The sequence below is a fragment of the Alkaliflexus imshenetskii DSM 15055 genome (assembly GCF_000517065.1).
GTDB classification, from domain to species: Bacteria; Bacteroidota; Bacteroidia; order Bacteroidales; family Marinilabiliaceae; genus Alkaliflexus; species Alkaliflexus imshenetskii.
Genome location: NZ_KI912105.1, coordinates 3449586 through 3463661, shown reverse-complemented (window position 1 = coordinate 3463661; position 14076 = coordinate 3449586). Strand labels below are relative to the sequence as shown.

The following is a 14076-nucleotide window of genomic DNA, read 5'->3' as shown; positions in this document are numbered from 1 at the left end:
CCATGAAGACTCTGTTAACACATTCATTAAAAGTGATTGCAGCACTGACGATGCTTTTGATTGGTTGCGCCCAGCATCCTGCTGCGAAAGAAGTCCCATCGCCCATCACGCCGGGGGCAGAGCGCTTTGACCAGTGGCTACACCTTGTAGAAGGCAAAAAAGTGGGCATCCTCACCAACCATACGGCAGTAATGAATGGTGTGCACCTTGTGGATACTCTTTTGCGGCTTAATGTGAACGTGGATCGCATTTTTGTACCCGAACATGGATTCAGAGGTGATGCCGACGCGGGTGAGCACATAAAAGATGGCGTGGACACCTCCACCGGGCGCCCCATTGTTTCACTCTACGGAAACAGCAAAAAGCCCTCACCAAAACAGATGGAAGGGCTTGATGTGGTGATATTCGACATTCAGGACGTGGGCGTCAGATTTTACACCTACATCTCATCCATGCACTATATGATGGAAGCATGTGCCGAACTTAATATCCCCATGATTGTGTTAGATCGCCCCAACCCAAATGGCGACTATATCGACGGACCGGTGCTGCAACCCGGCTTTACATCTTTTGTGGGGATGCATCCGATTCCCATTGTGCACGGCATGACTGTGGGCGAGCTGGCACTGATGATTAACGGAGAAGGATGGCTTAACCAAGCGGTACAATGCCAACTAACCGTTGTTCCGGTGGCGCACTACAACAAACAGATGGCCTATTCACTGCCCATTCCCCCATCGCCAAACCTGCCCAACGACCTGTCCATTCGCCTTTATCCTTCGCTCTGTTTTTTTGAAGCTACCAATGTGAGCATCGGCCGTGGCACCTACTTTCCCTTCCAGGTCATTGGCTATCCCGATCCAAAATTTGGCACTTTCACCTTTACGCCGGAGAGCATTCCGGGCATGGCAAAGGAGCCGCTACAGCAAGGAAAACTCTGCTACGGCGAAGACTTGCGCCATCTGTATGCAGAAGAGCAGCGATTCACATTGGACTTTTACATCAGGTTTTACGAACTATCCGGAAGAGACAAATCGTTCACATCAAGGCGCCGTTGGTTCAACCTGCTGGCTGGCAACGACAAGCTGTTAAAACAAATTGAGGACGGACACACAGAAGCCGAAATACGACAATCGTGGCAGGAAGAGCTTGAAGCCTATAACCTCAAACGGCAACCTTATCTAATTTATTAAACACGCAATTGCTGAAAAACCTTGCGTTCAACGCCAAAGAAGAATTTATCCCCAACGCATATTCTAACACACAAGACTACGCCAAGCGGAGCTGGTAATTTAGCACGAATCACAGATTCGCACTAACGGATATGGTTCGTTTCAATCCATAAAGAAACGAAATTTAAAACTATATGAGAAATTTTAAATAACCATAAAAGTGAAAACCCGATTATAAGAGAAATACCATACCAAATACCTAATAGTCCTAATCCTACTAAAACCCGAATGATTCTTATCTCTATAGTTACAAGATAATCAATAATTTTCGTTCCAAACTTAAATACAATTACTGATGCTAATGCCAAAGAAACGATTGTAATAATTGGTAATGTAATAAATGGCATATGCAGCCAAATTCCTTTAAACCCATATATCCAATATGCTATAATAAATAATGTGGTTAAGGTTAAAGCCAAATTAAAAGCTAATAATGTAATTGATGGCTTCTTAAAATCAAGATATTTCAATATCTCAATTAATACTATCACCGACATCGACATAAATAAAAATGACAATATCATTGATAAAGCAATGTGGTCTATTAATGAGATTGAAAATATCATCAATGAATTGAATAGACCAAACACTGTTAAAAGGGTAATATTATCTTCTAAATATGCCTTTAACGATGTCTTATCCTTTTGATTTCTTTTCATATGGATTTACTTCTATATTTCTTTGCAAAAACAATACACGTTTATTTCATAAGCCAACAAGCGTAATGCTAATTCTACTTATGAATTTGCTGCTTGAATATTTCTGATAATATAGATCTTCTGTCTCTTGAAACGCCGTTGGCGCGAGTTTGTAACTCGTGCCACTTTCACCTTAAATGCACTCCAACTTTACCGATTCTTTTACAATATCCAAATAGCTACTCAACCCTGCATAATTGCGTGCCGAACTCCATAAATAATCTTCTGGTCTTTCAACGATTTGCTCTGCTACGGGGTTATTATGAGTGTAGTTTAGCTTTTGGTCAAAAAACTTATTGGATTCTATTATCTCTGCATGATTACCATCTTGCCAGAATTTATAATCTTTTACGTTTTTAAGGTTCTCGGCGGTTTTTTTAAAGTAAGATAGCATCCATTCACGCCGACTTTCCGGTTCATTAATTATTGCCTGAACAATAGCTTTAGAGGTGAATTTTTTAAAATCCCGCAAAATTTCTGATAATGTATCCTGCTTTGATGCCGCCTTTGCGATAATATGTAGATGACTTGGCATTAAACAATAAGCATAAAGCTCTAGCCCTTTTTCTTTCTGGCAATACCGTAACGAATTAAAAAGTGTTTGTTTGTGGCTTTTACGAGTAAAAACATCAATCCAGCCAACTACTGTTAAGGTTAAAAAATAGGCTTTGCTATTGTCGTAAATCTTGTATTTATCGGACATAGAATTAAGGTTTGGGTTATACAAGATAAGAATTTCTATAAAAACTATTTGTAATTCGATGATTTAAAGCAAAGCCTGAGTTACCGCTCGGCTCTGCCGCTTTCACTTTAAATACGCGCCATCCTTTCCGATTCCCAAGACGCCCCGATTGCAAATCGGCGCGAACGGAGCTACGTCGATTTTCAATTCTTTGTACGCCGTTGGCGCCGTTGGTGCGAGTTTGCAACTCGTACCTTTTTCACCTTAAATCCGCTCCAATTATACCGACCAAGACGCCCCGATTGTAAATCGGCGCGAACGGAGTAGTCACCCAACGCATATTCTAACACACAAGACTACGCCGAGCAGAGTTATTCAACAGATAAAGTAATTTCTCCAATAAAATAGTCAACTCTAAAGTTTAATGCATACACCTTTATCTTTAATTCTCCTTTTCTTTCTGGTATTATATGTATATCTGATGCTGTATCCTCAACACGTTTTTCCATAACTCCATTATTGATACTATAAGCGGCATCTTCTGGGTGCAATCCTTCAACAAGTATTTTTACACCTGTTGCTTGTCCTGCAGACAACGCATTATTCTTACCAGAAAGAATTATAACTGGTTCTTGTTGATGCACCTCTACAACTCTAAATCCATCCTGATATGCTCCATGCCACTTTTCTTGACCATCAGAATACCATTCTTTCCAGACACCAATTTTTGTACTATCTTTATATTTGCCTTTTGCTTTTAACAACCCATTAGGGTAGTAATACTCCATTTCCCAAATATTATCTCCCAAACTTGTTTTTATTGTTTTTAGACACCCATTTTCATCATAGTCTTTAACAGAACTGCGACATGCCAAAAACAAAATAAACATTGAGAGGATTCCAATCCCTATAATTCTACTCTTCTTCATCGTGATGGATAAATTTTTATTGGTCTATTATTTGTATCAGTAATGTCAACTGTGTCTCCAGGATAATGCAACCTAGACTTGAAATATCCTTCTTTTGCCCAAGCATTATTGTAATAAGATGCAGTATCGTCTGCGATTGTAACAATTACACCTGATTCTTCTTTTTTTACAACTTTCTCTTCCCTCTCCTTCGCTATCTCAATATTCTTTGTTTGACCACTTCCATCGGTCTCTACTGTTTTCTCACCAGTTGTACTTTTCTTAATATCAAGGTCTGAAGTTATGCCAATTTCAGATGCTTTACCAACAGATTTCGATATTCCATCATTAAATCGAGAACCCCTATTAACTCCTTTTGCACTACCAAACCCTCCAATTAGACTAATCAATCTCAAAGCATTGGGCACATACTCTGTGTGTAGCGCTGTAAATGGATTGCTATAATTTGGATTCCCGTTAGGATCTGAAAGATGATATCCTCCTCGTTGACTATAAGTAAAGAAGCTCCAAAGCCATGAAACATTATTAGATGGCGCCGGCGCAGTTACTGTTACCTCCGGTAAACTTACGTGAACTATAACTTCCGGCTCCTCTTCCTGTAACCCATTTGGGTCAATGAATTTCATCGGGTTATTCATCACATAATGGTACGGTGTCATATTATATCGGTATTCAGCTAGAGGATCGCGAGAATGAAAACGCCCTAATTCCGGGTCATACATTCTGGCTCCATAATCATACCAATCCAGCAAACCATTTCCAATCAAGTCTTCTTGTAGTTCTTTACCGTTGTAAAGGAATTTATTGTCGGCACTGCCTGCTTTGTTAAATGCCATGCCAAATGGGTAGTAGTCGGTTTGTTGCACTACTGCGCCTGTTTGGTTCACTACCATGCGGTTGTTGCCCAGATGGTCTTTAAGGTAGTAGTGATATACCGCACCTCCACTCATGTCAACATAACCCTCTTGGTGCTGTATTTGCTTTAGGGTGTTGCCTTCGTAAATAAATCCACCACTGTAGCGCGTTCGGTTACCATTGGCTGTGTAAATATAATTATTTGTGTGATACATTGGCGAAGGTGCAAACCAATGATAGGCCTCAATGAGTGAATGCATTAATCTTCGGTTCTATTGATTAACAAGTCTTCTTACCGAGCGCCTTAATCGTTTTGCTAAAACTTCCCTTTTGACAACAACATTCTTACTTACCACTAACAAAATATCTTTTCCTTCAATATTTTTGATGTAAATATTTCCTTCAACCATTGAAGGAGAAGTATCCAAACCAGGATTATTTTCAAGCTCAACTTCATATAGAACTTTATATTTTTTGCCATTATACACAAAAAAAGCTCTCCCTCCCGAACTCCGGATTACTCTGTTGATTTTTTCCAAAGTATATACAGAACTAATCTCGCAAACCTGGTTATCAAAAGGCTTTTCGTATGAGCCTTCTTGATTTTTAGTATTAATAACTTTGTAAGGTGGGCCTTGGTGGATTAGCTTGATTATAAAACGAACGAATAAATCGGAACCAATTTGTGTTACATATTGGGTTAAAGTCTCAGAAGTCATTAATCCGGATAGAGGAACGCGAAATTGTTCAATAACATCGCCACCATCAATCTCTTTTGTGATGTAGTGTATTGTAAAGCCAGTTTCATTATCCCCCTGGTAAATAATCCAATTAAGCGGCGTGGCTCCTTTATGAAGTGGTAACAAGGATGGATGTAAGTTGATAGTGCCAAACCTGGGAATAGAAAATATCCTCTCTTTTAATATTCTGAAGCTATACACAAAAGCATAATCCACATCCAACTTAACGAGCAAGTCAGCAAAACTCTGATGATTTACCAGAGCTTCAGGCCACACCTTTATTCCATTTTTTTTACACAACCAAAAAATTTCGTAACCGGGCAGTTTAAACAACCTCACAAACAGACCCTTAAAATAGCCCAGCGTTTTGGTGATAAATTTATTTCTGGTAAATGACACTTTGTAGTAATTTGGGTTATAGCTTACTACTATTTCAGGAACCAATCCAGCTTGCAAAATCTTCTCTACAAAAACGAGAGAACCTGTCATTACAACAAATTTCATAATTTTGAGTTTAGAGTTGAAGTTTTAGATTTATATCATCTATGCCAATTAGGGTTTTGATATTGGCAATAAATTATAAAGGAATAGAACACCTTACACAGCAAACCATCCTACATGAATGAGGCTTTTAAAATCTTAGGGATTAATAACGTGTAGCAATTTTAATTTCTCAGTCTACTCTTTCTCTTTTGTAACTGATGTCATTTTAGTAAAAGCAATTCAATTTACAACGTAAAAATTTATATGTCAAACTAATTTACAGCAGAATTACGTTTAAATTGATGAGATATTTTATCTGGCAAAAAACGACCTATTCCCTACCTCTTAATCCGCTTTAAGGCATTATCAGTTTTGCGAATCACTTACAGTTCATGAGGGTTTTAGTTGAATTGATATACTTACTCACGAAGAAACAGAAAAAACCTCCTGCAAAACTATTAAACAGACAGACGATTGACAGTTTCACGCAAGTAGCCAAAGAGGTGGATACAATGGGTTGCCAAATGGCACTTGCACGAGTTATAAACTTACGTCAATGGTAGAATTACAACTCTCAAATTTAGGGTGTCTCCTAACCAACTTTCCATTCATCAATTTAGAAAACAAATAACTCCGAATTACTATCTTTGCACCAACTTATAAAGACCTAACAACAATTTTCAATGAACAAACAGAGAGAAATCATACTGCTAAATATATCGGGGGAGGACAAACCCGGCCTTACCTCTACCCTCACCGATGTGCTGGCACATTACAACGTCAACATACTGGATATTGGTCAGGCAGTGATTCACGAAGACCTGGGGCTGGGCATTCTTTTCGAAGTGCCTGCCAAGGCGGAGTCGTCACCCATTCTTAAAGACCTGCTTTTTAAAGCTTACGAGGTGGGGCTAAATGTGAAGTTCACCCCAATTCCCGAAAACAAATACGATGAGTGGGTAGCCAATCAGGGCAAAGAGCGTTTCATCGTTACATTGATATCGAAAAAACTGACAGCACAGCAACTGGCCGCCGTCACCAAAGAGATTTCGGATCAAGGTCTCAACATCGATGTGATATCCCGATTGAGTGGCCGTATTCCGCTTAACGACAAAAATGGTAACTCCAAGTCGGTGGTGGAGTTTTCAGTTAGAGGCACACCCAAAGACATCGAGAAGATGAAGACTTGCTTTATCGACATAGCAGGCTCCACAGGGGTTGACATTGCGTTTCAGGAGGACAATATTTATCGCCGCAGTCGCCGCTTGGTTTGCTTCGATATGGACTCAACCCTTATTCAGGCCGAAGTGATTGACGAACTGGCGCGCAAAGCCGGTGTGTACGATGAAGTAAGTGCCATCACCGAAGCGGCCATGCGTGGCGAACTGGATTTCAACGAGAGTTTTGTAAAGCGCGTGGCTCTGCTTAAAGGTCTTGATGAGTCCGTTTTAAAAGAAGTGGCAGAAAACCTGCCCCTCACCGAAGGCGCCGAGCGCCTCTTTGCCACCTTGAAAAAATACGGATACCGCACGGCCATACTTTCGGGTGGCTTCACCTACTTTGGCAACTTCCTTAAAACCAAACTTGGTATTGATTACGTGTTTGCCAACGAGCTGGAGATTAGCAACGGTAAGCTCACCGGACGCCATACCGGTGAAATCATCGATGGCAACAAAAAGGCCGAACTGCTTAAACTTATTGCTTTTAAGGAAGACATACAACTGGACCAGGTGATTGCCGTAGGCGATGGCTCCAACGATTTGCCCATGTTGCGCATTGCCGGACTGGGAATTGCATTCCATGCCAAACCTAAAGTAAAAGCATCTGCCCGCCACTCCATTTCAACCATTGGTTTGGATGCTATCCTCTATTTACTTGGCTTTAGAGACAGGGAGATTAACTTATAACTATCCCATTAGATGGTGAGATTTTAGATGAATAGATTTAAGATGGATAGATGCGATTAATCAGAAAGTTCTCATGGTTCAAAATGATTTAATCACGTAAGTATGCCTCCATCTTCAAATTACAAAAATCAAACTAAAAGATGAAAAATTTAAGTCCCGCACCGATTTGGAAATATTTTGAAGAGATTTGCCAGGTGCCACGCCCTTCAAAACATGAGGAAAGAATCATCCGGTATCTGCTCAATTTTGCAAAGGAACACAATCTGCCGGTGCGTCAGGACAAAACCGGCAATTTGCTAATCACCAAGCCAGCCACTGCGGGTTATGAGAAGTGGCCGACTATTATTCTTCAATCACACATCGATATGGTGTGTGAGAAGAACAGCGATGTGGTGCACGATTTTATGACCGACCCCATATTACCTTATATTGATGGCGAATGGATTAAAGCCAAAGGAACCACACTGGGAGCTGATGACGGCATTGGGATAGCAGCACAGCTGGCCATACTGGCAGCTGACAACGTGGCGCACGGCCCATTGGAATGTCTATTCACGGTTGACGAAGAGACCGGACTAACCGGCGCTTTTGGATTGGAAGAGGGCTTTCTGACCGGCAAGCTTCTCATCAATCTGGACTCGGAAGACGAAGGCGAAATATTCATTGGCTGTGCCGGCGGGATTGACACCATTGGATACCTCAACGCAGAGTTTGAAGCGACCCCGTCCAACTCGTTTGCATTCACCGTAAGTGTTTCCGGACTTAAAGGCGGTCACTCCGGCGACGACATCCACCGTGGACTGGGCAATGCCAATAAAATACTAAACCGTTACCTCTGGATGGCAACCAGAGAATTTGGCTTTCGTCTCTCACACATCCACGGGGGCAACCTACGCAATGCCATAGCCCGCGAAGCAACAGCCACGGGCGTAGTGCCATACTCCAAAAAAGAGGACGTAAGAGTGTTGGTTAACTGCCTTATTGCCGATCTTCAGGATGAACTCGGTGCTACCGAGCCGGATTTAAAAATTCAGCTGGAATCAACATCCCTGCCCGAAAAAGTATTCACACAAACCTTGCACAACCAGCTTATCAACACGCTATATGCTTTGCCGCATGGCGTCATTGCCATGAACAAGGAGATTGCCGGACTGGTTGAAACATCTACCAATCTGGCATCGATAAAAATCAATGGTGAAAAAATAGTTATCACCACCAGCCAGCGCAGTTCGGTGGAATCGGCCAAAACCGATATTGCCTCGATGGTAGAAAGCGTACTGCTGCTGGGTGGTGCCACGGTGGAACACTCCGATGGCTATCCGGGTTGGGCACCTGATACATCATCCAAAATTCTGAAACTGGCCACCGATTCGTATGTGAAACTATTCAACACCCAACCCAGCGTAAAAGCCATCCATGCCGGTCTGGAATGTGGCCTGTTTCTAAAAAAATACCCGGGACTGGATATGATCTCCATTGGACCCACCATCAAAGGAGCGCACTCCCCTGATGAACGATTGCACATTGGCTCGGTACAAAAGTTCTGGGACCATCTAACGGATATACTGGCCAAGGCCGGTAACAATGAATAAAACCAATTAATTTCTGTCGCAGAAAAAGCAATGGAGGCAATTAGAACCCTTTCACAACGGACACACTTACAGCCAACACCAGTTTTTACGTGACCAATGCACACTAATATTTGATAAAAAGAGAAGAATAAATGTATCCATTACCTATTGTCTGCGTATATGAGGTCATAGATATTATTTACCATATTAAACAAACAATATAATGGAAAAAGTACTTACAAAACACTTCCAATACACGGGGTTGGATGACTTTGACAAGTCGCTGGATGAGCAGATGAACGAGTTTATTGCTGAGCAGGGCATCAGAGCTGCCGATATCGTTGATGTAGAATATGCAGCCCATTCAAGTGGCGGTATAAACACCTATTCGGCACTTATGATTTATAAGAAATCTTGAATCAGGTAAAACTGTATTGCACTTAAAAGCGTGGTTGTCGGATTTTCGGCAGCCACGCTTTTCATTTAGAATAGTTAGAACAATGAATCAGACTTCATTTTGACTAACACCCACAAAACCTATATGCCAACGAGACAACATTTTAAAATAAATCCTGTACCTTGGAACAAAATAAACATTGAAATATGCACATTCTGAATCGCCTTTTTATCAGAGACTCAAAAAGTGAAACAGATAAGCCAGATACCACTACAGAATATCGTCTGGGCATAGCTTTAAGTGGCGGTAGCGCCCGCGGATTTGCCCATATCGGCGTACTTAAAGCATTGGAAGAAAATGGACTGAATCCGGAAATCATTTCCGGCACAAGCATGGGTGCACTTGTGGGTGTGTTGTATGCAGCGGGTCTCACCCCTGACGAGATTCAAAATCTGGTGAACAAGGAACCCATCATAAAAATGGTGCGCCCTGCGTGGGGTAAAAACGGATTGTTTATGATGGATGAAATAAAGAAAATATTGAAGGCCAACATAAAAAAGGATGATTTCAGCGCACTGAAAAAACCATTTTATCTGGCAGTATCAAACATCAACGACGGCAAAAGAGAGATCATTCAAGAGGGCCCGTTATTTGACTTTGTTATGGCCTCCTGTGCCGTTCCGGTGATATTTGCCCCCCAAATTATTGGTGACAAAACCTACATAGATGGCGGACTTTATGACAATCTGCCTGCCGATGCCATTCGCGATAAATGCCAAACACTTATTGGCGTACATGTAAACTACATAGGAAAGAAAAGTGAATTTAAAAGCATTCGCGACATTGCCGAACGAACTTTCAGTCTGAGCATTGGAGAAAATGTGAGACCATCGATGGACATGTGCGACTATCTCATCGATCCACCCAAAATGTCAGAATTCTCGTTTTGGGATTTTGACAAAGCAGATAAGATTATCGACACGGGGTATCAATTCACGAAGAAAATGATCGAGTCCAACGAATTACCTGCCCAGTCAGCCAAAACAAATTAATAGAGGTTTAGCCAGGCCACATAACCCTGTTTATCAGGCGTAGGCGTAAGAGCCAATGCACCTTTGCCCGGAAAACCATCCCTCGCTTCGAGCGGATAAAGAGAAGTAATCTGCTCCCATTCGGGTTGAGACATGTTCTGTAAACACCAAAATCCGTTGCTTTGCGGATGCACCAAACGACGCAAATAGAGGTTGAGTAATCCCATTGTAAATCTGAGGTTTGCTTCGATGCACGGATGAAGTTTTAACAAACCTTCGTCATCCATAAAAAAAAGCGCATCAATACCCACCGGCCCGTGATACTTTTGTGACAATTGGGTTCTTTTTAGCGCTTCACCTAAAACACTTGCAGCCTGAGACATAATATCATCCAAAGGCAAATTTGAGAGCATGTTGATTTTGGGAGAATTGATGTAGCATCCCGAAAACTGTCCGGAGATATCAGCCTTAAACCATGTGACTCCCTTGAAATCAACACCATGCTCATCGCACCAAAAATGAAACGAAAGGTCCTGAACTTTATGTAGAAATGGCTCGGCAAAAAGAAAACCCTGCTGCTTCAACTTGCTTATTACCCATGGGTTGAGGTGAGCCTGCTCGTTCAAATCACGAATTTTAAAGAGTCCACGACCCGACGCACTCCACGGCGTTTTTAGCAAAACGGGGGGCTGCAACACAGAAGTGACCGATTCCACCTCATTGAGCGTGTTAAGTCTGACCGGGCAATCGACAATTTCAATATGTTGATTCGGTTCTCGCTTCAAAATGTCTGACACATTTGCACAGATATCTGCACCAGTAAGGCGGCTCAATAACTCCCGATGGGTTTCGTTCCAGCGGCACATTGGGTTTTGATTCCATGCAACATCCATAAAGGGACGAAAATCCCTTAGCCGGTGATGCGCCGCAGCACTCCACCCCCATGGACGCATCGATTGAAGCCGTTGTTCGTGCAAACCGGATGGTGAAGTAACAAAACCAGGGACAGGTAGTCCCAATCTTTCAAGGTGGGCAATAAAAGAGTCAGGCACAGAATTGCGAACCAAAACAAAATCATGCGCATCGCAAAACCAAAGCGGCAGAGTTTCGAGATTCTCCTCAAAAGCCTTTAGATGCCTTGGAGGCATGTATGACACCTGGCGATTTGCCAGTGCCATTTCACAAGTTGGATTGAAAAAATAGAGAGACTGCCCCATCAAAAAATATCAGAACGAGTAAATTAACCCTAAACGGAAACCACTATCCTTTATATTTGGAAATAAGAGAATAGAATAGCCCTTATCTATGCAACCCGCAGTAAGGCCTTAACCTTAAGAACGAACATACTGTAAGCCAGCAACATTCTTCAGCAAAGCGAATTAGAATTGCAATAACGAAATTATAGAAATAGATTGATGCAGACAAGAAGATTCGGCTTATTAATATTGATATCTCCACGCTTCCTGCGCCAATATATGGCCGACAAACTTGACCATAGCATACAGTATTTAGTATATTTAAGCTGTAAAAGCAGACAGAATTTAAACCCAGCCGTGGTTTAAATCAAGAATTGGATCATCTGACAGTTGCAGTGAAATGCATCCGTTGAGAGACAAAACAGATGCCATTTGTTGTAAAACCGTCGAATACATGTTCCCTTATCAAGTTTCTGGACTGTTTGCAACTTCTGCAATCTGTATTGAAAAATGGGATAAAACGATACCATCCTCTGAGCAAACAGTTACGCTAACTGTTTGACCATTCTGACCGGCATTTCCGGTATCCGTACCTCGAATTGTAATCCTTAAAAGTTGACACAATGCCACTGCAAGCACTTAAAGAGTATCTGGAAAAAAATGGCGTGCGGTACACCAATATTACCCACTCCAAAGCCTACACCATGCAATCCATTGCTGCACTCACGCATATCTCGGGTAAAAAAATCGCAAAAACCGTTATGGTTGTTGTTGATGGGAAGATGTCCATGGCCGTTTTGCCCGCCTCAACCAGAATCAACTTTTCGGCACTTAAAGAGGCACTTGGCGCAACAGATGTGCATTTGGCCAGAGAAAACGAGTTTAAAGATATCTTTCCAAACTGCGAAGTAGGTGCCATGCCTCCGTTTGGAAACCTTTGGAACATACCGGTTTATGTAGCCGAAAGCTTGACCGACCAGGAAAACATAGCATTTAATGCCGGAAACCATTCGGAATTAACACAAATGTCGTTCAGAGACTACGAGCGTCTTGTTCACCCACAGATTTTTAAATACTCATACGCGCAGCGTAAAAAATGGATGGCATAGTTTAATCAATCAACTAAAATTCTCAAGGCTGTTTCATCATGCCCTTTCGGGCGGATGAAACAGCCATTACTATTTCATAGACCATTATCCCACAACATCTTACCACAAACACAAAATAAACCATATAAAAAAACAGGAAAAAAGAGTTGGAGAAACAGAGAGAATATCTATATTTGTATCGCAAGCGATTTAATCTTTTGCGATTTATAAAATTAATGTGATTAGACAATTGGAGCATTATGAAATTCAAGAAACAAAACTGAAAACCTGATTACTCATAAAGAACATATATCAACCAAAAAACACAAGAAAAGATGAAAAACAGCGAAACAAACATCTACAGCTTTAATGTACTGACACTGCAAGGTAAAGAACTTACCATGAAGGATTTCGAGGGCAAAACCATTCTGGTTGTAAATACTGCAAGCAAATGCGGTCTCACACCTCAGTATGAAGGACTTGAGGCACTCTATCAGAAATACAAAGAGAAAGGATTCGTGATATTGGGGTTCCCGTGTAACCAGTTTGCAAATCAGGAACCGGGCAACGACAGTTCGTTAACTGAGAACTGTCTCATAAACTATGGCGTCAGTTTCCCTATGTTCGCAAAAGTGGATGTGAACGGCGAAGCGGCTCATCCTCTATTTAAATATTTAAAAAAGGAGCTGCCCGGACTTTTTGGTGGAAGCATAAAATGGAACTTCACCAAGTTTTTGATTGATGCCGATGGTAAGCCTTTAAAACGTTTTGCTCCCATCAGTAAGCCGGAAAAAATAGATAAATATCTGCAGAAAATATTGAAGTAAGCAGTTGTGGCAACAAGCGGTTGTTGAAATTTTAATCATTATTGTCCGGTAAAAAAACAAACCTTCTTTTAAGTGCTCTAGCCGCACGGGCTTTTACTTTTTTTCTACAGCAAAAAAAAGTAAACAAAAAATGCCGCCGCTGAAAGTAATTTCCTAAAAATCAATCCTATTGTCTGAAATTCGGAAACTCGCTACGCTCAAACAGTCCGAATTTCTGACGACAATAAAATTGATTTTCTTAACGGAAATTCCTTGAGGCGGAAAGAAAACCCCATTAAAGCTTAAAACTCTTTGAAGCTTCATGAATAAAGACTTCATTGTTTAGTATTAAGTTTTAACCGGACACCAATGAATTTTAATGCAAAAAAAGTTTAGTGGTAGTGCGCAGTAATGCGTGAACAATCCATCAAAAACAATGCGTTAAAAACAGTTTGACTCTA

At 41.3% G+C, this 14076-nt stretch carries 13 protein-coding genes; 7 read left to right on the top strand and 6 right to left on the bottom strand.

Annotation, left to right across the window (positions count from 1 at the left end):
* The first annotated feature begins 2 nt into the window (after positions 1-2).
* Positions 3-1193, top strand: a complete 1191-nt coding sequence (locus ALKIM_RS0114435) for an exo-beta-N-acetylmuramidase NamZ family protein (protein ID WP_084555900.1) — start codon at positions 3-5, stop codon at positions 1191-1193.
* Between the two features lie 122 nt (positions 1194-1315).
* On the opposite strand, the gene ALKIM_RS0114430 is transcribed toward ALKIM_RS0114435, so the two are convergent.
* From ALKIM_RS0114430 to ALKIM_RS19410, 5 genes are all read right to left on the bottom strand, one after another.
* Positions 1316-1891: a hypothetical protein gene (locus ALKIM_RS0114430; RefSeq protein ID WP_026475263.1), complete on the bottom strand. Its 576-nt coding sequence runs from the start codon at positions 1889-1891 to the stop codon at positions 1316-1318.
* A gap of 172 nt (positions 1892-2063) precedes the next feature.
* Entirely contained in the window at positions 2064-2633 is a 570-nt protein-coding gene (locus tag ALKIM_RS0114425) for an REP-associated tyrosine transposase (RefSeq protein WP_026475262.1), read from the bottom strand.
* A gap of 350 nt (positions 2634-2983) precedes the next feature.
* On the bottom strand, positions 2984-3541 hold the full coding sequence (locus ALKIM_RS19420; RefSeq protein ID WP_026475261.1) for a toxin-antitoxin system YwqK family antitoxin: 558 nt from the start codon (positions 3539-3541) through the stop codon (positions 2984-2986).
* The gene (locus ALKIM_RS19415; RefSeq protein WP_052345579.1) at positions 3538-4656 is read right to left on the bottom strand and encodes an RHS repeat domain-containing protein; all 1119 of its coding nucleotides are present in this window, start codon (positions 4654-4656) and stop codon (positions 3538-3540) included. Before ALKIM_RS19415 ends, ALKIM_RS19420 begins: the two co-directional genes overlap by 4 nt.
* A 12-nt stretch (positions 4657-4668) precedes the next feature.
* Complete coding sequence (locus tag ALKIM_RS19410) at positions 4669-5640, bottom strand: methionyl-tRNA formyltransferase (protein ID WP_084555899.1); 972 nt, start codon at positions 5638-5640, stop codon at positions 4669-4671.
* Positions 5641-6302: 662 nt separating this feature from the next.
* Here ALKIM_RS19410 and serB point away from each other — a divergent pair.
* The 4 genes from serB to ALKIM_RS18710 all read left to right on the top strand — a co-directional run bounded on the left by serB (position 6303) and on the right by ALKIM_RS18710 (position 10546).
* Positions 6303-7526, top strand: a complete 1224-nt coding sequence (serB, locus tag ALKIM_RS0114400) for a phosphoserine phosphatase SerB (RefSeq protein WP_026475259.1) — start codon at positions 6303-6305, stop codon at positions 7524-7526.
* A 140-nt stretch (positions 7527-7666) separates the two neighbouring features.
* Positions 7667-9118, top strand: a complete 1452-nt coding sequence (locus ALKIM_RS0114395) for an aminoacyl-histidine dipeptidase (RefSeq protein WP_026475258.1) — start codon at positions 7667-7669, stop codon at positions 9116-9118.
* Between the two features lie 202 nt (positions 9119-9320).
* Positions 9321-9515, top strand: a complete 195-nt coding sequence (locus tag ALKIM_RS0114390; RefSeq protein WP_026475257.1) for a hypothetical protein — start codon at positions 9321-9323, stop codon at positions 9513-9515.
* Between the two features lie 185 nt (positions 9516-9700).
* Positions 9701-10546 carry a patatin-like phospholipase family protein gene (locus ALKIM_RS18710; RefSeq protein WP_084555897.1) on the top strand — a complete coding sequence of 282 codons (846 nt, stop codon included), beginning with the start codon at positions 9701-9703 and terminating at the stop codon, positions 10544-10546.
* On the opposite strand, the gene ALKIM_RS0114380 is transcribed toward ALKIM_RS18710, so the two are convergent.
* The gene (locus ALKIM_RS0114380; RefSeq protein WP_157363924.1) at positions 10543-11703 is read right to left on the bottom strand and encodes a hypothetical protein; all 1161 of its coding nucleotides are present in this window, start codon (positions 11701-11703) and stop codon (positions 10543-10545) included. The genes ALKIM_RS18710 and ALKIM_RS0114380 overlap by 4 nt on opposite strands.
* Positions 11704-12344: 641 nt before the next feature.
* Between ALKIM_RS0114380 and ALKIM_RS0114375 the strand changes: the two genes are divergently transcribed.
* Entirely contained in the window at positions 12345-12830 is a 486-nt protein-coding gene (locus ALKIM_RS0114375) for an aminoacyl-tRNA deacylase (protein WP_026475255.1), read from the top strand.
* 314 nt (positions 12831-13144) lie between these two features.
* A complete protein-coding gene (locus ALKIM_RS0114370) occupies positions 13145-13636 on the top strand; it encodes a glutathione peroxidase (RefSeq protein ID WP_044117988.1) in 492 nt (163 codons plus the stop codon).
* Positions 13637-14076: the final 440 nt, after the last annotated feature.

Excerpts from the sequence above, each read along its gene's own strand:
- ALKIM_RS0114435 (WP_084555900.1), top strand. The coding sequence starts at position 3 with ATGAAGACTCTGTTAACACATTCATTAAAAGTGATTGCAGCACTGACG.
- ALKIM_RS0114430 (WP_026475263.1), bottom strand. The coding sequence starts at position 1,891 with ATGAAAAGAAATCAAAAGGATAAGACATCGTTAAAGGCATATTTAGAA.
- ALKIM_RS0114425 (WP_026475262.1), bottom strand. The coding sequence starts at position 2,633 with ATGTCCGATAAATACAAGATTTACGACAATAGCAAAGCCTATTTTTTA.
- ALKIM_RS19420 (WP_026475261.1), bottom strand. The coding sequence starts at position 3,541 with ATGAAGAAGAGTAGAATTATAGGGATTGGAATCCTCTCAATGTTTATT.
- ALKIM_RS19415 (WP_052345579.1), bottom strand. The coding sequence starts at position 4,656 with ATGCATTCACTCATTGAGGCCTATCATTGGTTTGCACCTTCGCCAATG.
- ALKIM_RS19410 (WP_084555899.1), bottom strand. The coding sequence starts at position 5,640 with ATGAAATTTGTTGTAATGACAGGTTCTCTCGTTTTTGTAGAGAAGATT.
- serB (WP_026475259.1), top strand. The coding sequence starts at position 6,303 with ATGAACAAACAGAGAGAAATCATACTGCTAAATATATCGGGGGAGGAC.
- ALKIM_RS0114395 (WP_026475258.1), top strand. The coding sequence starts at position 7,667 with ATGAAAAATTTAAGTCCCGCACCGATTTGGAAATATTTTGAAGAGATT.
- ALKIM_RS0114390 (WP_026475257.1), top strand. The coding sequence starts at position 9,321 with ATGGAAAAAGTACTTACAAAACACTTCCAATACACGGGGTTGGATGAC.
- ALKIM_RS18710 (WP_084555897.1), top strand. The coding sequence starts at position 9,701 with ATGCACATTCTGAATCGCCTTTTTATCAGAGACTCAAAAAGTGAAACA.
- ALKIM_RS0114380 (WP_157363924.1), bottom strand. The coding sequence starts at position 11,703 with ATGGCACTGGCAAATCGCCAGGTGTCATACATGCCTCCAAGGCATCTA.
- ALKIM_RS0114375 (WP_026475255.1), top strand. The coding sequence starts at position 12,345 with ATGCCACTGCAAGCACTTAAAGAGTATCTGGAAAAAAATGGCGTGCGG.
- ALKIM_RS0114370 (WP_044117988.1), top strand. The coding sequence starts at position 13,145 with ATGAAAAACAGCGAAACAAACATCTACAGCTTTAATGTACTGACACTG.